This is a genomic window from Mycobacterium sp. SMC-18 (assembly GCF_045310895.1).
GTDB lineage: Bacteria > Actinomycetota > Actinomycetes > Mycobacteriales > Mycobacteriaceae > Mycobacterium.
The window spans coordinates 1-16,103 of record NZ_JBJIAL010000035.1; the positions used below are offsets into that span (position 1 = coordinate 1).

Consider the following 16,103-nt stretch of genomic DNA (forward strand, 5'->3'; position numbering starts at 1 on the left):
CTCATTTTCGAGAGACCTCGACCTCTATCCCGGCAACGACGCGCCAACCACCTCTACACCCTCATCTGTGAAGAGCCTCCAAAGGGAGGCGAGACGGCAGGAAGCGGTGGCCAGGGCGGTGCTGGCAGTACGCAGACCGCGCCACTTGAACAGCCCGCGCAAGCGCCAGTGTCCGATGTGCCGGGTGGCGGACAAGGCGGCAGCGGCAAGAAGCCGAGTGCGCCAGTCGAGCCAATAGTGACGCCTCGGCACGAATCTCCGCAACCCGCGGTGGCCGATGGATCGAATACACCTCCGCCTGCTGGTGGGATCAACGCGGCAATGGGGTCACCGGGATCGCGTCCGACGCCGCCCGGGGCAACTCCGACCGGCGCGCCATCAACTTCGTCGGCTGGCACGTCAACGTCTGGCAGCCCCTCGTCAAGCGCCCCGACCGGCCAGGGCACAGGCCAAGGCGCAGGCCAAGGAACTGGCCAAGGCGCAGGCCAGCCAACCGGTCAGCAAGCCCAAGGACCGCAGACTCCGAAAAGCCCGTTCGGACAACTGCCAACGCAGCCGTTGTCCGCGGCGGCGAATGCCGTTCCACTCACGACGCCCGAACCCGCCACCCAGACGGGCGCAGCGTCGGGCACCCCGGCCGCTGCAAGTGGGGCGGCGACAGGCACCGGCGGCGCGGGTGCAGCGCCGGTGACCCAGGCGGCGGGCGCGGCAAGTGCCGCCGCGCCGACCGGCACACCGGCCGGCGCCGCACCGGCCGCCCCGTTGGGGCCGGCACCGACACCCTCACCGGCCGCGCCGGTCGCGCAACCCGGCGCAGGTGCCGGTGGTCCGGGTGGTCCGGGCGTCGCGCCGATGTCGACCAACCAGCAGCAGAACGCCGCTGCCGCGGCGCCGATCCCGGTGACGGCGGCTCGCGCCGAGCGTGACGCGATGGCTGCCGCGGCGCGGGCCGGTCTGGTGCGCAAGTCCGCGGGTGACGCGGATGTGCAGTTCGCCGAGCGAATCGCGGCGGCATTGCACGCGCCGCCGTCGATCCCGGCGATGGCGTGGAACTTCGTGTGGGCGGTCGGCGTGACGACCGACGGCGAGATCATCGCCGCGAATTCCTATGGGGTGTCGTTCATTCCGGACGGCATGTGCCTACCCTCGCAGGTGATCTTCGTCAGCGCTGACGAGCGCATCCCGGCTGGCCAGCGCGGCCGGTGGGTCCGCGAGCCGTTCGTTGCTCTGCAGGCGTGGTGCACCTTCCATGAGAAGACGCTCAAGGTGATCATCGGCACCGAGCAGGAAGTGCAGCCGTTCGCCGGTAGCCTGCAGACGAGAATCATTCCGCCCGAGGACATTCCGACGGACGGCCTGATGAAGGGTCGCACCCGCTTGGAGGTCATCGCTCCCGAAGCCGCCGCGAAGCTCGCCGAGTGGCCGGATGCGCAGCTGCATGAAGCGTTGCCGCCGCAGCCGGTTCAGCTGGTCCCGCCGGACCCCGCGGCCATCGGCAAGGCATGGATGGAATCGATCCGCCCGCTGATGCAGACGACGGGCGAGACGTATCGGACGGCACACCTCGAGAAGCTGGCTGCCTACGGCCGCCTGCAGGAGTCGGCTGCGCTGTACCGCGCCTACACCGCGCCGTACGCGGCCGACCTGCGGGCAGCGATCACCGATTGGGTGTGGTGGCAACAGTTCTCGACGATCCAGGGTGACGCCCAGCTGGTGGAGCTGGGCGCCTAACCGCGCGGCAGCATCGCGAGCTGCCGGCTCTGGACGACCACCTGGCCGGTGGAGTCCAGGATGACGTGGTCCTCTTCGAACCACGTCTCGCCGACCACGGTCGAACTGGCCTGCACCCGCAGCCATCCCGGCGCCGGCCGCCGTCGGACGTACGTGGTGAGCTGCACGGTGGGCGTCCAGCCGAAGTGTCCCTGATTCATGGTGACCGGGGGAGTGATGTCGCCTGCCATCAGCGCGAACAGCAGGGCGGTGTCGGGATTGGCCTCGTCATCGGCGAAGGGCCGCAACCACATTCGGTTGACGGGGTCGCCCTCCTCGCCGGACAGGAACGGTGTCGCTGCGTCGAGCAGGAACTGGCAGCCCTGTGCCACGTGGACGATCGCACCGACCGCGTGGCCACCGGTCACCGGTACGGCATCGGCAGGTGGTTCCACCGGCAGGTAGGACACCTCGAGCGATTCCTGGTGGCGCGGCGGCTTGGCGTCCAGCGGTCCGAGCGTCACCGCGCAGCTGACCGCCGCGCGACCGTTCTGCGACAGCTGGACATCGACCAGGGCGACCTGGCGCCCATGCTTGCGGACCGTTGTCGTCAGCTGCACCTCGCCGGGGTCCGGCGCATTCAGGTAGTTGGCGCTCACGGCGACGGGCGCCAGGTCGGATTCTGCACCGATGGCCTGCTGCGCGGCCGCGGCACACACCGCCATCATGCAGCCCCCATGCACCTTCGGGCCGATCGTCCACACCGGGTCGATGGTGGCGGTGAAGGTGCCGTCTCCGACCGCGGTGACGGTGGTGAGGTCCGTGAAGGGGTGCGCTGTCATTTCATCTCCAACGGTGGCGCGATGGTTGCTGATTCCGGAATGGGCAAAGCTCACGACCGATTCAGCCGGATCTCGATGTCACCTGCGGAAACGGTGGCAGCATTTGGATCATCAGTGACGATCACGCCAACCCGGTTGCCCGACTCCCGGTCGACGAAGCACAGTGGACCGCGTCCGCCCTTCTGTAGATGCTTGTCGCCCCACTGACTCATCGCCAGGTACACGGGCAGGAGGTCTTCGCCGGCCTCGGTCAGCCGGTATTCGTCCCGCGCCCGCTTGCCGGGCTCCTGATAGGGCACCCGCACCATCAGTTGTGCGGCCTCGAGTTGTTTGAGCGCGCGTGACACCGCCGGTGCGGACGTTCCGATCCGCTCGACGAAGTCTTCGAATCGCGTTGTACCGAAAAGGCTTTCGCGGACAGCGAGAAAAACGGTCTTGGTGCTGAGCAGGTCCAGCAGCTTGGCCACCGAGCAGCCGTCCTTGATCGACCACTGGCGGTCGCGCAGTCTTTCCTCGAACTCCATCACACCCTCTTTTTGGATAACGCTTGCGTTACTCAGATGTCTGTGCTTCCATCTTAGTAACGTCATCGTTATTCAGCAAGGGAGCTTCAGATGGTCGCAGTGGCAGGCAAGGTGGTCGTGGTGACCGGCGGACGGCGGGGTCTGGGCGCCGCACTCGTCGACGAACTTCTGGCCAGGGGAGCGCGCAAGGTCTATTCGACGGGCCGGTCGTCGTTCACCGATGAGCGCCCCGAAGTGGTCCCGGTCGAACTCGAAGTACGTTCGGAGGCATCGGTTTCCGCATTCGCCGAGCTCGCACCGGATGCCGAGATCATCTTCAACAACGCGGGCATCCTGCTGCCCGGTTCGCTGCTGACCGGCGGTTTCGACGATATCGAGGCGACCTTCGACATCAACGTCTTCGGGCCGCTGCGAGTGGCTCGGGCCTTCGCCCCGATTCTGGCGGCCAACGGCGGCGGCGCCCTGGTCAACATGCACTCGGTGCTGTCCTGGGTGGCCGGAAGCGCGGCGTACGGCGCCTCGAAGGCCGCGATCTGGTCGGTCACCAACTCGCTGCGCGGCGAGCTGGCGGCACAAGGCACGCAGGTGGTCGGGGTGCACGCCGGGCTGATCGAGACCGACATGGTCGCCGATATCCCGGGTCCGAAGACGACGGCGGTGGACATCGCGACCCGCATCATCGACGGACTGGAAGCGGGTGCGGTCGAGGTTCTGGCCGATGAGGTCTCGGTGGGTGTCAAGTCGGCGTTGTCGGGTCCGGTGGAGAACCTGACCTTCGCGATGGCGGTCTGACGGCATGCCGCTGTGGACCATTCACCACACGCCGGACTTCTTCACCGCCGAGGACAAGCGTGCGCTGGCGCGCAGCATCACCGATCATTACGAGAAAGCGGGGCTGCCGCGGTTCTACGTCGTGGTCATCTTCAACGAAACCCGTTCGGGTGACCTGTATGTCGGTGGTGAGCAGACCGACGTCGGGCTGCGGGTGGTCATCGACCACATCGCCCGCCGCGCCGCGGACAAGGACCATCGCCACCGCATTGCCCACTGGATCAAGTCGATCCTCAGCCCGTATTTGGAAGCGCAGGACAACCCGCACTGGGAGTTTCACGTCGATGAGACCAGTGAGGACCTCTGGATGATCAACGGCTTGATCCCGCCGCCCATGGGCTCTGACGCCGAAAAGCGTTGGGTCGCAGACAACGCGGTGTCCGCGTACTGACCGTCAGGACCCCAGCGGCAGCATCGCCATTTGGCGACTCTGTACGACCACCTGGCCATTGGCGTCGACGATGAGGTGGTCCTCTTCGAACCAGGTGTCGCCGATGACGGTGGAGTTGGCCATGACTCGCAGCCACCCGGGTGCGGGCCGGCGCCGCAGGTAGGTGGTCAGCTGGACCGTCGGCGTCCATCCGAAGTGTCCGCGGTTCATCGTGACCGGCGGTGTGATGTCACCGGCCATCAGCGCGAAGAGCAAGGCTGCGTCCGGATCGGCTTCGTCGGAGGCAAAGGGGCGCAACCATATCCGGGTGACAGGCTCGCCTTCGGCGCCGGTCAGGAACGGTGTTGCCGCGTCCAGGCGCATGTCGCAGCCCTGCGCGACGTGGACGACGTGACCCAGCGGATGGTCGGCGGTCACCGGTACCGCATCAGCCGGCGGCTCGACGGTCATGGAGCAGACTTCCAGCGGCACCTGATGGCGCGGCGGCTTCGCATCCAGTTGTCCCAGGGTGACCGAGCACGTGACGGCGACCCGGCCGCGTTGTGACAGCTCGACCTCGACCAGGTTCACCTGTCGGCCGCGTTTGCGGATCGTGGTGCTGAGCCGGACTTCACCCGGATCGGGCGCGTTGAGGTAGTTGGCGCTCAACGCAATCGGGGCCAGGTCGGCGGCGTCGGGAACGCTCTGGCGAGCGGCGGCGGCGCACAGCGCCATCATGCAGCCCCCGTGCACCTTGGGGCCGATGGTCCACCTGCCGTCGATGTTGGCGGTGAACACACCCGAGTCGATCGCGGTGACAGTGGTCAGATCGGTGAAGGGATGCAGCGTCATGCCATCTCCAATTCCGGTGTTGTGCTTGTGGTTTCAGCGGCACGGGTGGGACGGCTCCGGACCTTCAGCGGCCACCAGAACCAGCGTCCGAGCAGTGCCGCGATCGACGGGGTGATCAGGGAGCGCACCACGAAGGTGTCGAACAGCAGGCCGAGTCCGATCGTGGTGCCGATCTGGCCGACCGACCGCAGGTCACTTGCGATCATCGAGATCATCGTGAACGCGAACACCAGGCCGGCGGCGGTGACGACGCCACCGGTGGCGCCGGTGGCACGGATCAGTCCGGTGCGCAGGCCGGCGCCGATCTCCTCCTTGAAGCGGGACACCACCAGCAGGTTGTAGTCGGAGCCGACGGCCAGCAGGACGATGACCGACATGGCGATCACCAGCCATTGCAGTTCGATGCCCAGGAAGTATTGCCAGATCAGCACGGACAGACCGAACGACGCGGCCAGCGACAGCACGACGGTGCCGACGATGACGATCGACGCGACCAGGGCCCGGGTGATCAGCAGCATCACCACGAAGATCAGGATGATGGCGGCGAGGGCGGCGATCAGCAGGTCGTAATGCGCGCCCTGCTGGGATGTCCTTGTAGGTCGCGGCGGTACCGCCCAGATAGAACTTCGCGCCGGCCAGCGGCGTGCCCTTGACGGCCTCCTTGGCGGCCTGCAGTTCGGCGTCGACATGCGAAATGCCCTCCAGGGTTGCGGGATCCACGTCATGCGTGACGATGAAGCGGGCCGCCTTGCCGTCGGGGGAGAGCATCAGTTCCATGCCGCGCTGAAAGTCGGGGCTGCTGAACGCTTCTGGCGGCAGGTAGAACATGTCGTCGTTCTTCGCGTCGTCGAACGTCTGACCCATGGCCGCGGCGGTGTCGGTCATGCGTTCCATCTGGGTGACCATGCCGTCGAAAGTGCTGCGCATGGTCTGCATCAGGTTGCGGACGTCCGTGGACAGGCTGATCAGCGGTGGCAGTTGGGCGGCGATCTGCGGCGTCACCACGTCGAGCTTGCCCATGGCGTCGGACAGTGCCCTGGTGTTGTCGGCCAGCCGGTCGAAGCCGTCGGTGGCGTCGAACACCGAGCGCATGGCGTGACAGACCGGAATGTCGAAGCAGTGCGGCTCCCAGTAGAAGTAGTTCCGCAGCGGCCGGAAGAAGTCGTCGAAATCGGCGATCTGGTCGCGCAACTCGGCGGTGGTCGCCGACATGTCCTGCGCGGCAACATCTCCGGCATGTGTGGCATCGGCCAACTGCACGCTGAGGTCGTGCATGTGCCGCATGATGCCGATCATCGAGGTGAGGTGGTCGGTCATGGTCTGCACGTCACCGAGGCGGGCCTTCAGGAACTGCAGGTTCTCGTTCATCGAGACGGCCTGCGCGCTGATCTGGAACGGCACCGAGCCGTGTTCCATCGGTGGGCCGAGCGGGCGCGTGATGCTCTGCACCCGGGCGATACCCGGTACCCGGAAGATGTTCTTGGCGATCCGGTCCAGCACCAGCATGTCCCGGGAGTTCCGCAGGTCGTGATCGGCCTCGACCATCAGCATGTCGGGGTTCATCCGCGCGGAGGTGAAGTGCTCTTCAGCCGCGGCATAGCCGATGTTGGACGGCACGTCTTTCGGTACGTAGAAGCGATTGTCGTAGTTGGTGCGGTATCCGGGCAGGGCCAGCACTCCGACCAGCGCGGCAGCGGTGGCCGCGACCAGGATGGGCCCGGGCCACCGGACCACGGCGGTGCCAACCCGGCGCCAGCCGCGGGTCTTGTTGGCGCGCTTGGGGTCAAGCAGTCCGAAGTGGGTGCTGACGACCATCACCGCGGGTGCGAAGGTCAGCGCCATGACCAGGATGACGGTCATCGCCGTCGCACACGGCAGCGCGAGGGTGTTGAAGTAGTTCAGGCGGGTGAACAGCAGGCACATCATGGCGCCGGCGATGGTCAGGCCGGAGCCGAGGATCACGTGGTAGACGCTGGAAAACGTTGAGTAGTAGGCGGTTTCGCGGTCCTCGCCGGCGTTGCGGGCCTCGTGATAGCGGCCGACCAGGAATATCCAGTAGTCGGTGCCGGCGGCGATCGCGAGGGCGGTCAGCACGCTGACGGCGAAGGTCGACAGGCTGATCAATTGGGCGTTACCGAGGACGGCGACCAACCCGCGGGCCATGCTCATCTCGGTCAGCACGACCAGTAGGGCAATGAATGTCGTTGCGATGGAGCGGTATACGACCAGCAGCATCACCGCGATGACGACGAGCGTCACGACCGTCATCTTGACCATGCTCTTGTCGCCGGCCTCGTTGGTGTCGGCGACCAGGGCGGCCTGGCCGGTGACGAACGCCCTCACCCCGGCCGGCGGATGGCTGCGGTCGACGATGTGCCGCACCGCGTCGACGGATTCGACGCCCTCGGTGGACCCCTGGTCACCGCGCAGGTTCACCTGGACGTAGGCCGCCTTGTGGTCCTCGCTCTCGGAGCCGGCCGAGGTGATGCGGTCGCCCCAGAAGTCCTGCACGTGCTCGATGTGTGCGGTGTCCTGCTCGAGTTGGTGCACCAGGTCGCCGTAGTACTGCCGTGCGGTGTCGCCGAGTGCCTGGTCCGACTCGATGATGATCATCAGCACACTGTCGGAATCGAATTCGCCGAACGTCGTGCCGATGTGTTTGGTCGCGATGACCGATGGCGCGTCCTGCGGGGAGAGCGACACGGCGTTGTTCGCGCCGACGACCTCGAGTTTGGGCACCAGCAGGTTGGTGGCCGCAGTGGCTGCCAGCCAGATCAGGATGATCGGCACCGACAGGATGCGGATCAGCCGGGGATAGCGGCCCCGGCTGCTGTGCTGGCCGCTCATGCTGCCTTCACCAGGCAGAACGTGGTCGCCGCAGCGCCGTCGGACGACTGGTGGTCGCGCAGCTCGCCATTGACCGTGATGCGGCAGGTCAGCCGGCTGCTGTCGCCCTGGGCGACGAGGTTGGCGAACACGCTCGGCACCGTGGTGGTCAGGGTTTTCGACCAGGGCAGTGAGGTGAAGCGCTCGCGTTGCGGCTGGGCCCGCTCGTCGACGTAGCTGATCATCCCGGTGGTGTCGGAGGGTCCGTCCACTTCGTACGTCACGTACTTCGGGATGGTCGAAACGATGTTGTCCGTGCGGGTTTCGGCGGAATGCTGGCTGCCGAACACGCCGTGGAAGCGGTCGATGACGAAACCGCCGACCGTGACGACCCCGACAACCGTCAGCAGCACCCAGCCGCGTCGCGCGGTCTTGAGCAACCAGTTCATGACCAGCACCATACGACTGTATATATACGCATGTATAGTTACGGAGCGGTGGCGACCATCACACCTCGTCACGACGACGATTAGGGTGAAGGCATGGCGGGCTCGACACGGCAGCGGAATGTGCGAGGGCAGGGCGCGCTGCTGCGTGACGAAATCCTGGCCGCCGCGATCCGGGTCGTCGACTCGTCGGAGTCCACGAACGAGGTGTCGTTACGCAGCATCGCGCGTGAAGCCGGCATCTCGAACATGTCGGTGTACGCCCATTTCGACAGTCGCGAGGACGTGCTGGCCGCCGTGGCGGAGCTGAGCTGGGATCAGGTGAACCAGGACATCGCCGATCAGGTGCAGAGCGGCAAGACGCGGCGAGAGCGCCTACTGCTCGGCTGCCGTGCGTATGTCGCGTTCGCCCAACGCTTTCCGTTGCGATACGTCCTGATGGTCAAAGTCGACGAGATCACCCCGTCGGCGCGCCAGGCGCTCGAGGTGGTGACGCGCGGGTTGCTGGCCGCCGGCGGCATGGACCCCGACTCCGAGCCGGGGCCCGACGCGAAGCGGGTGGCCGCGGCGCTGTCGGTCGCGCTGCACGGCGTCGCGATGCTGCACCGCACCGACACGCCGCATCTGTGGATGAGCGATTTCAGCACCTGCGAAATCATCCAGACCATGGTCGACGCGGCCATCCTGCAGCTCGAGCAGGCGGCCGCGGCGCCGCGGCCGTAGCAGCTACTTCTTCTTGGCTTCGCGCCAACCCCGTTCGAACGGCAGCCGCCAGGCGTTGGGCGCAATCAGTTGGTGAATGGCGTTGGGGCCCCAGGTGCCGGGCTGGTAGTTCTTGACCGGCGGCGGATCCGCCAGCAGCGCAGCCGAATTCGCCCACAGGGACTCGATGCCCTCGGCAGTGGTGAACAGCGTGTGGTCGCCGCGCATGGCGTCGAGGATCAACCGCTCGTAGGCCTCCAGTACCTGGTCGGCGCCGTCCGCCTCGGTGGCCGAGAACTGCATCGAGAGCTTCTCGAGCTTCATGCCCGGCCCGGGCCGCTTGCCGTAGAACGACAGTGACACCTTCGAGTTGTCGGCCAGGTCGAAGGTCAGGTGGTCGGGTCCCTGTGACCCGACGCCCGAACCCGACGGGAACATGGTGCGCGGCGCCTCCTTGAAGGCGATCGAGATGATGCGCATGCCCTCGGCCATCTTCTTGCCGGTGCGCAGGTAGATCGGCACGCCGGCCCAGCGCCAGTTGTCGATGCCGACCTTCAAGGCGATGAACGTCTCCGTATCGGAATCCCTTGCCACGCCCTCGAGTTCGCGGTAGCCGGTGAACTGCCCACGGACGACATCGGACACCTTCACCGGCAGCATGGACCGGAAGACCTTGTTCTTCTCCTCGCTGATGGCGCGCGGTTCCAGCGCCGTCGGCGGCTCCATCACCACGAAGGCCATCACCTGGAACAGGTGGGTGACCACCATGTCCTTGTAGGCGCCGGTGCTCTCGTAGAAGTTGGCGCGGGCGTCCAGGCCGAGCATCTCGGGAATGTCGATCTGGATATGGTCGATGAAGTTGCGATTCCAGATCGGCTCGAACAGGCCGTTGGCGAACCGGAACGCCAGGATGTTCTGCGCCGCTTCTTTGCCCAGAAAGTGGTCGATCCGGAAAATCTGTGCCTCGTCGAACGTTTCGTGGACGAAGTTGTTGAGTTCGACGGCGCTGGCCAGGTCGGTCCCGAACGGCTTCTCCATGACGACGCGGGAGCGCTCGACCAGGCCGGCCTCGTCCAGCGTCGCGATGACGGCGCGCGCAGCTTTGGGTGGCACCGAAAGATAGTGCAGGCGGCGCACATTCGGGCCCAGCTTCTTCTCCGCGGCGGCCACCGCCGCCGCCAGACCCGACGGCCCGGCGCTCTGCGGGACGTAGGTGAGCGTCGCGGCGAACCGTTCCCACTGTTCGTCGGTCAGGTGGTGGCTGCCGAATTCGTCGATCGCGGCCTTGGCCAGCTCGCGGAACTCGTCGATCGTCAGGTCCTCCAACGAGGTGCCGACGATCTGGATGTCGGGTGCCAGTTCGGACTGGTCCAGATAGGCCAGACCTGGCAGCAGTTTGCGTTTGGCGAGGTCGCCGGTCGCGCCGAACAGCACGATCACGTGTGGATCGACGGCGACATCGTCGTGGCGGTTCGGCCGCGAGCCGGGCGCCGGGTACGAGATGGTCTGCGGTTTGGTGTTCGCCACGATCCGCATGATTCCACCGCTGCCGGGTCCGCGCATGGCCTAACACGAACAAGGCCCGGTCACCGTGAGCGGTGACCGGGCCTTCGTCGCGAACTGTCAGTCGAGCTGGATGTACTTCACCGTAACCGGCTGCGCGGGCTTGCCGTCGCCGCCACCGCCCTCGATGCCGTTCTGGGCGATCTTGTCCAGGGTGGCCAGGCCGGTGGCGTCGACGGTGCCGAACGCGGTGTAGCCCGGAGGCAGCTGCGAGTCTTGGTAGACCAGGAAGAACTGGCTGCCGTTGGTGTTCGGGCCGGCGTTGGCCATCGCGAGCGTGCCGCGCGGGTAGACGACCGGCTGGCTTAGAGCGGGGCTGTCGGGCTGGTACTGGTTGGTCGGGTACTCGTTGGCGAACTGGTAGCCGGGGCCGCCCATGCCGGAGCCGGTCGGGTCACCGCACTGCAGGACGGCGAGGCCGCCCTTGGTGAGCCGGTGGCAGGGGGTGTCGTTGAAGTAGCCCTGCTGCGCCAGGCTGGCGAAGCTGTTGACGGTGCACGGCGCCTTGGCGTTGTCGAGCGTCAGGCCCAGGTTGCCCTGATTGGTGCTCATGCTGGCCGTCACCGTCGGCGGGGTGGTCGGGATCTTGCCGGTGCGCGGCGGGTTGACCTTCTTGCTGGCCTGCTCCGACGACGCCGGGTACTGGCAGTTCTCACCGAGGCCGGCGGGCGCCACGAACGGCGGCAGCTTGCCGTCGGCGGGCGGGTTCTGCGCCGGGGCGGTCGAGCTCTCGGTCGATGCCGAGGCCGTCGCCGACGAGGAGTCGGAGTCCTTGTTGAGGTAGATGACACCAAAGACGGCGCCGCCGATCACCGCGAGCACCGCGACCACCGACGCGGCGATGGTGATGATGCGCTGCTTGCGGGCCTTCTCGGCCCGGCGCTCCAACTGCCGTTCCAGCTTGCGCTTGGCGGTCTCCCGCCGTTGTTCATTCGTCGGCACCGCCGAAGCCCTCCTCGTCACGGTCGGGGGAATTGCCCCGACGTACAGCTGGTCGGCACCGAGTGTGCCAGGTCACCCTGAGACGTTCTTGAGCTGGTCCAGCAGCGCCTGCGGATCGGGATGCAGCAGCACGGCGTCCCCGATATCGGTGCCGTTGAGCAGAACCGTCGGCGTCGAGTTGATGCCCGAGCTCTTCACCGCGCTGTTGACCATGTCACGGTACTTGCCGCCGGTGATGCAATCGGCGACCGAATCCGGGGCGCCGGCCTTCTTCGCCTGTTCGACCAGCTCGTCGTCGGCCGGGAACGTCTGCGCCGACTCGTCGGGTTGATGCGCGAACAGCGCGGCGTGGAATCGCTGGAACGCCGCGGTGTCGGCGTCGGCCACGCAGTACGCCGCCGCGCCGGCCCGTACCGAGTACGACGTCAGGTCGCCGCGGCCCAGGATCGACACCATGGTGTAGTCCACGGCGACGCGGCCGTCGGTGATCAGCTTGCCGATGGTCGGGCCGTAGACCTGCTCGAACCGGCCGCAGAACGGGCACAGGAAGTCCTCGTAGACCGTGAGCGTGGCCTTCGGCTCGGAGGTGCCCGGCTTGGTGGCGACGTTGGGCGCCGCGAGGCGGATCGAGCGCAGCGGCGTCGGACCGGAGTCAGCGGACGATGTCTCGGCAGCACCCCCGACGGGCGCGTTCTTGTGCCGAAGCACGATGACGGCGGCGACGCCGGCCGCGACCAGCGCGATGACGGCGATCACGGCGAACATCACCCAGCCGGTGCGGGACTTCTTCGGTGGCGGAAAGCCCGGAACGTATTGCGGCGGCCCCCACGATCCTGGCTGCGTCATGGAGGCAGTTTCCCACGTGGGAAAATGGCTGCGTGTTGTTGACGGGGTTTCCGGCCGGGATGTTGCAGTGCAACTGCTACGTCCTCGCGGCGCGCGCCGGGTCGGACGCCATCATCGTCGACCCGGGCCAGCGGGCCATGGGCCGCATCCGCGAAATCCTGGATGAGAACCGGCTCACCCCGTCGGCGGTGCTGCTCACCCACGGCCACGTCGACCACATCTGGTCGGCGCAGAAGGTGGCGGACACCTACGGCTGCCCGGTGTACATCCACCCCGAGGACCGGTTCATGCTGACCGATCCCATCAAGGGGTTCGGTCCGCGGCTGGCGCAGCTGGCGTTCGGGGTGCTGTTCTCCGAACCCAAGCAGGTCGTCGAACTCGACCGCGACGGTGACAAGCTCTACCTGGGCGGCATCACCGTGACGGTGGACCACACGCCGGGGCACACCCGGGGCTCGGTGGTGTTCCGCGTGACCGACGGTCCCGCCGAACTGGCATTCACCGGCGACACCTTGTTCAAGCAGTCGGTGGGCCGCACCGATCTCCCGGGCGGCAGCGGCCGGGACCTGCTGAACTCGATCGTGACAAAACTGTTGGTGCTCGACGACGACACCGTGGTACTACCTGGGCACGGCCCACAGACCACGATCGGCGCCGAACGCCGTACCAACCCATTCCTCGAAGGCTTATCAAGTTGAGCGATTTTCAGGCGCCCAAGGGCGTCCCGGATTACCTGCCCCCGGACTCGGCGGAATTCGTCGCGGTACGTGACGGACTGCTGAACGTCGCGCGGTTGGCCGGGTACGGCCACATCGAGCTGCCGGTCTTCGAGGACACCGCGCTGTTCGCCCGCGGTGTGGGTGAGTCCACCGATGTGGTGTCCAAGGAGATGTACACCTTCGCCGACCGTGGTGACCGCTCCGTCACGCTGCGGCCCGAAGGCACCGCCGGCGTCATGCGCGCCGTCATCGAACACGGGCTGGACCGCGGCGCGCTGCCGGCCAAGCTGCGGTACTCCGGACCGTTCTTCCGGTACGAGCGGCCGCAGGCCGGCCGGTACCGCCAGCTGCAGCAGGTGGGTGTCGAGGCCATCGGCATCGACGACCCGGCGCTCGACGCCGAGGTGATCGCCGTCGCCGATGCCGGCTTCCGCTCGCTGGGCCTCGACGGCTTCCGCTTGGAGATCACGTCGCTGGGTGACGACACCTGCCGCCCGCAGTACCGGAAGCTGTTGCAGGACTTCCTGTTCAAGCTCGACCTCGACGAGGACACCCGGCGCCGCGCCGAGATCAACCCGCTGCGGGTTCTCGACGACAAGCGCCCGCACGTCAAGGAGATGACGGCCGACGCCCCGGTGATGCTCGATCACCTGTCGGAGGCCGCCAAGGAGCACTTCGACACCGTGCTGGCGCACCTGGACGCTCTCGGCGTGCCGTACGTCATCAACCCGCGCATGGTCCGCGGCTTGGACTACTACACCAAGACCACGTTCGAGTTCGTGCACGACGGGCTCGGCGCGCAGTCCGGCATCGGTGGCGGTGGCCGCTACGACGGCCTCATGAAGCAGCTGGGCGGGCAGGACCTGTCCGGCATCGGTTTCGGCCTCGGTGTGGACCGCACGGTGCTGGCGCTCAAGGCCGAGGGCAAGACGGTGGCGTCACCGGCGGCTGTCGATGTGTACGCCGTGCCGCTGGGTGCCCCGGCCAAGCTGGAATTGGCGAAGATCGTTGCGGCCCTGCGTGGTTCGGGTATCCGCACCGACATGTGTTACGGCGACCGCGGCCTCAAGGGTGCGATGAAGGCCGCCGACCGCTCCGGCGCCAAGGTGGCCCTGGTCGCCGGTGACCGCGACATCGAGGCCGGCACCGTGGGCGTCAAGAACCTGTCGAACGGTGAGCAGGTCGACGTGCCCATCGCCGACGTCGCCGCCCGAGTGGCCGCACTGCTTCCTTAGCTGCGTATTTTGGGGCCGCTCGTCAGCGCTGGGTGGCCCCAAAATGCACATCCCACACGGCGTGTCGGTGTACAAACACGGCCGCTCGCGGGTTGTGGTCAGTGGGTCAGTGGGTCATGCGGCGGAGCATGCCGTCGCGCAATGTCAGGGTGTGGAGCAGGATGGCGCTGACGTGTGCCGCGATGGCGGCCACCAGCAGGTACGCCACCACTGAATGTGCCTGCCGCAGAACGCCGTACAGATCGCCGTCGAAGGGGACGAGGCCGGGTAGCGTCAGTCCGAAGGCCCGCACCGGGGTGCCCGAAGCCGACACCATGGCCCAGCCGACCAGTGGCTGCGCCAGCAGCATGGCGTACATCGCCAGTTCGGACCCGGCGATCAACTTGCCTTCCAGCGGTCCCACCGTGTCGGGCCACTTCGGCGGCTTGTGGGTGAATCTGTTTGCCGCCCGAACGATCACGATGACCAGGATGCTGATGCCCAGCGTCATGTGGACGGCGACCAGGGCCCCGTGGGAACCGATCCGGTTGGTCATGGTGAAGCCGATCAACAGCGCGGCGAACACGGCGGCCGCGGTCAGCCAGTGCAACACGCGGGTGCGGACGGGGAAGCGGCCGGTCATGGGACAACCTGAACGGCCGGAGCGCTTTTCGGCTCGATGGTCCGGGCCCGGTACGACCCGGCGTACACCGCCGATCGCGCGCTGAGCAGGGGGTCGTCGGACGGTTCGATGCCGTCGGGCAGGACCAGCGGGTCGAAGTTGATGTCGCGGGCGTTGCCGGCGGCATCGGTCTGGGCTTCGGTGAGCGTCAGGACGCCCGCGTCGATCACCTGCCGGTCGGCCGGCCACGGCAGCGTCGGGTCGGTCGGGTCGCCGTCCCGTCCGACCGTCAGTCGCAGATTCCACTGCAGCGGAGCCTTTTTCAACTGCAGGATCAGCGCGTCGAACAACGCGTTGGGATCGTCGGACTTCGGTGGCAGCGCCGTCTGCTGCGGTACGAACGACCAGCGGACCGGCGTGCGGACGCCGGCCTGGCTCACCAGATAGAACTTGTGCAGACCCGCGAATGTGCTGTCGGCGAAACTGGGCGTGGGCGGGCTCTTCTTGACCAATGCCATCGCGGCCGCGGTCTCGGGGTGCCAGCCGAGGAAGTCGGCCATGACCTTCGGGTCGGGCTTGCCGTCGGCGGCCGGTTTGGAGGCCAGCAACCGGTCGTAGAAGCCCTGCGGTGAATTGTCGAGGAACACCGGGATGTTGAGCATCGCGGTCCGCCACTGGCCGGGGCCGGGGAAGCCGATGGCCAGGCCGAGCCCGCGTGCCGCGCCGGGAGTATCGGCGACGGTCGGGTTGCCGCCGGCCAGCGAGAACCGACCGGCGACCGGCGTCTCACCCGGACCGAAGACCGCGGCGCGGGACAGCGCGGCGGCGTTGCCGTTGCTCATGAAATGGCCGACCACCGAGACGCCCTTGGCGTGGTTCTTCCGGAAGCCGGGGTGGGCGCCGAAGACGCTCCGGAAACCGTCCAGGAACGTCTGGCGGGTCAGCGTGCCGGCGCGGCTGGTGTACGCGACGAGTCCGAGGTCGACGGCGAGGAACGCCCCGACGGCGCCGAGGCCGACCAGGACCGAACGCCGGGTCAGGGGAGTACCGCGCCAGGATGGGCCGTCCATGACCACCACAGGTACCACAAACTG

The 16,103-nt window shown here is 67.1% G+C and carries 15 protein-coding genes and 1 pseudogene; 6 read left to right on the plus strand and 10 right to left on the minus strand.

Features of this window, described 5'->3' with window-relative positions; translation table 11 throughout:
• Positions 1 to 687 precede the first annotated feature (687 nt).
• On the plus strand, positions 688 to 1,731 hold the full coding sequence (locus ACJH6J_RS23180) for a secretion protein EccK (RefSeq protein ID WP_406804576.1): 1,044 nt from the start codon (positions 688 to 690) through the stop codon (positions 1,729 to 1,731).
• Here ACJH6J_RS23180 and ACJH6J_RS23185 read toward each other — a convergent pair.
• Together ACJH6J_RS23185 and ACJH6J_RS23190 are read right to left on the minus strand one after the other, a co-directional pair.
• Complete coding sequence (locus tag ACJH6J_RS23185) at positions 1,728 to 2,552, minus strand: thioesterase family protein (protein ID WP_406804577.1); 825 nt, start codon at positions 2,550 to 2,552, stop codon at positions 1,728 to 1,730. The two genes, ACJH6J_RS23180 and ACJH6J_RS23185, sit on opposite strands and share 4 nt — an antisense overlap.
• A 50-nt stretch (positions 2,553 to 2,602) precedes the next feature.
• Positions 2,603 to 3,076, minus strand: coding sequence for a helix-turn-helix domain-containing protein (locus ACJH6J_RS23190; protein WP_064858996.1), 474 nt, complete (start codon positions 3,074 to 3,076; stop codon positions 2,603 to 2,605).
• A gap of 90 nt (positions 3,077 to 3,166) precedes the next feature.
• Between ACJH6J_RS23190 and ACJH6J_RS23195 the strand changes: the two genes are divergently transcribed.
• Both ACJH6J_RS23195 and ACJH6J_RS23200 read left to right on the plus strand, forming a co-directional pair.
• Complete coding sequence (locus ACJH6J_RS23195) at positions 3,167 to 3,868, plus strand: SDR family oxidoreductase (RefSeq protein ID WP_064858997.1); 702 nt, start codon at positions 3,167 to 3,169, stop codon at positions 3,866 to 3,868.
• 4 nt (positions 3,869 to 3,872) lie between these two features.
• A complete protein-coding gene (locus ACJH6J_RS23200) occupies positions 3,873 to 4,298 on the plus strand; it encodes a tautomerase family protein (protein WP_406804578.1) in 426 nt (141 codons plus the stop codon).
• Positions 4,299 to 4,301: 3 nt separating this feature from the next.
• On the opposite strand, the gene ACJH6J_RS23205 is transcribed toward ACJH6J_RS23200, so the two are convergent.
• From ACJH6J_RS23205 to ACJH6J_RS23215, 3 genes and pseudogenes are all read right to left on the minus strand, one after another.
• Positions 4,302 to 5,129, minus strand: coding sequence for a thioesterase family protein (locus tag ACJH6J_RS23205; RefSeq protein WP_406804579.1), 828 nt, complete (start codon positions 5,127 to 5,129; stop codon positions 4,302 to 4,304).
• Positions 5,126 to 7,976: pseudogene (locus ACJH6J_RS23210) on the minus strand (RND family transporter). The gene ACJH6J_RS23205 and the pseudogene ACJH6J_RS23210 overlap by 4 nt, the downstream one beginning before the upstream one ends.
• On the minus strand, positions 7,973 to 8,404 hold the full coding sequence (locus ACJH6J_RS23215) for an MmpS family transport accessory protein (RefSeq protein WP_318984465.1): 432 nt from the start codon (positions 8,402 to 8,404) through the stop codon (positions 7,973 to 7,975). Before ACJH6J_RS23215 ends, ACJH6J_RS23210 begins: the two are co-directional and overlap by 4 nt.
• A 93-nt stretch (positions 8,405 to 8,497) precedes the next feature.
• Between ACJH6J_RS23215 and ACJH6J_RS23220 the strand changes: the two genes are divergently transcribed.
• Complete coding sequence (locus tag ACJH6J_RS23220) at positions 8,498 to 9,124, plus strand: TetR/AcrR family transcriptional regulator (RefSeq protein ID WP_318984466.1); 627 nt, start codon at positions 8,498 to 8,500, stop codon at positions 9,122 to 9,124.
• A gap of 3 nt (positions 9,125 to 9,127) precedes the next feature.
• Here the strand turns inward: ACJH6J_RS23220 and zwf are convergent, their stop codons facing one another.
• The 3 genes from zwf to ACJH6J_RS23235 all read right to left on the minus strand — a co-directional run bounded on the left by zwf (position 9,128) and on the right by ACJH6J_RS23235 (position 12,454).
• Positions 9,128 to 10,630: a glucose-6-phosphate dehydrogenase gene (gene zwf, locus ACJH6J_RS23225; protein ID WP_318984620.1), complete on the minus strand. Its 1,503-nt coding sequence runs from the start codon at positions 10,628 to 10,630 to the stop codon at positions 9,128 to 9,130.
• Between the two features lie 96 nt (positions 10,631 to 10,726).
• Complete coding sequence (locus ACJH6J_RS23230; RefSeq protein ID WP_406804580.1) at positions 10,727 to 11,608, minus strand: peptidylprolyl isomerase; 882 nt, start codon at positions 11,606 to 11,608, stop codon at positions 10,727 to 10,729.
• A gap of 72 nt (positions 11,609 to 11,680) precedes the next feature.
• Positions 11,681 to 12,454, minus strand: coding sequence for a DsbA family protein (locus tag ACJH6J_RS23235; protein ID WP_406804581.1), 774 nt, complete (start codon positions 12,452 to 12,454; stop codon positions 11,681 to 11,683).
• Positions 12,455 to 12,486: 32 nt separating this feature from the next.
• Between ACJH6J_RS23235 and ACJH6J_RS23240 the strand changes: the two genes are divergently transcribed.
• Together ACJH6J_RS23240 and hisS are read left to right on the plus strand one after the other, a co-directional pair.
• The gene (locus ACJH6J_RS23240) at positions 12,487 to 13,152 is read left to right on the plus strand and encodes an MBL fold metallo-hydrolase (protein ID WP_406804582.1); all 666 of its coding nucleotides are present in this window, start codon (positions 12,487 to 12,489) and stop codon (positions 13,150 to 13,152) included.
• Positions 13,149 to 14,408 carry a histidine--tRNA ligase gene (hisS, locus tag ACJH6J_RS23245; protein WP_064859004.1) on the plus strand — a complete coding sequence of 420 codons (1,260 nt, stop codon included), beginning with the start codon at positions 13,149 to 13,151 and terminating at the stop codon, positions 14,406 to 14,408. Before ACJH6J_RS23240 ends, hisS begins: the two co-directional genes overlap by 4 nt.
• 106 nt (positions 14,409 to 14,514) lie before the next feature.
• Here the strand turns inward: hisS and ACJH6J_RS23250 are convergent, their stop codons facing one another.
• Together ACJH6J_RS23250 and ACJH6J_RS23255 are read right to left on the minus strand one after the other, a co-directional pair.
• Positions 14,515 to 15,030 (minus strand): cytochrome b, encoded by a 516-nt coding sequence (locus ACJH6J_RS23250; RefSeq protein WP_406804583.1) that lies wholly within the window; start codon positions 15,028 to 15,030, stop codon positions 14,515 to 14,517.
• Positions 15,027 to 16,079 (minus strand): catalase family peroxidase, encoded by a 1,053-nt coding sequence (locus ACJH6J_RS23255; protein ID WP_406804584.1) that lies wholly within the window; start codon positions 16,077 to 16,079, stop codon positions 15,027 to 15,029. The genes ACJH6J_RS23250 and ACJH6J_RS23255 overlap by 4 nt, the downstream gene beginning before the upstream one ends.
• Between the last annotated feature and the right edge of the window lie 24 nt (positions 16,080 to 16,103).

Coding starts and splice junctions, on each gene's coding strand:
- ACJH6J_RS23200 (WP_406804578.1), top strand. CDS start 3,873: ATGCCGCTGTGGACCATTCACCACACGCCGGACTTCTTCACCGCCGAG.
- ACJH6J_RS23205 (WP_406804579.1), bottom strand. CDS start 5,129: ATGACGCTGCATCCCTTCACCGATCTGACCACTGTCACCGCGATCGAC.
- ACJH6J_RS23235 (WP_406804581.1), bottom strand. CDS start 12,454: ATGACGCAGCCAGGATCGTGGGGGCCGCCGCAATACGTTCCGGGCTTT.
- ACJH6J_RS23185 (WP_406804577.1), bottom strand. CDS start 2,552: ATGACAGCGCACCCCTTCACGGACCTCACCACCGTCACCGCGGTCGGA.
- ACJH6J_RS23255 (WP_406804584.1), bottom strand. CDS start 16,079: ATGGACGGCCCATCCTGGCGCGGTACTCCCCTGACCCGGCGTTCGGTC.
- ACJH6J_RS23220 (WP_318984466.1), top strand. CDS start 8,498: ATGGCGGGCTCGACACGGCAGCGGAATGTGCGAGGGCAGGGCGCGCTG.
- ACJH6J_RS23195 (WP_064858997.1), top strand. CDS start 3,167: ATGGTCGCAGTGGCAGGCAAGGTGGTCGTGGTGACCGGCGGACGGCGG.
- ACJH6J_RS23250 (WP_406804583.1), bottom strand. CDS start 15,030: ATGACCGGCCGCTTCCCCGTCCGCACCCGCGTGTTGCACTGGCTGACC.
- ACJH6J_RS23190 (WP_064858996.1), bottom strand. CDS start 3,076: ATGGAGTTCGAGGAAAGACTGCGCGACCGCCAGTGGTCGATCAAGGAC.
- ACJH6J_RS23215 (WP_318984465.1), bottom strand. CDS start 8,404: ATGAACTGGTTGCTCAAGACCGCGCGACGCGGCTGGGTGCTGCTGACG.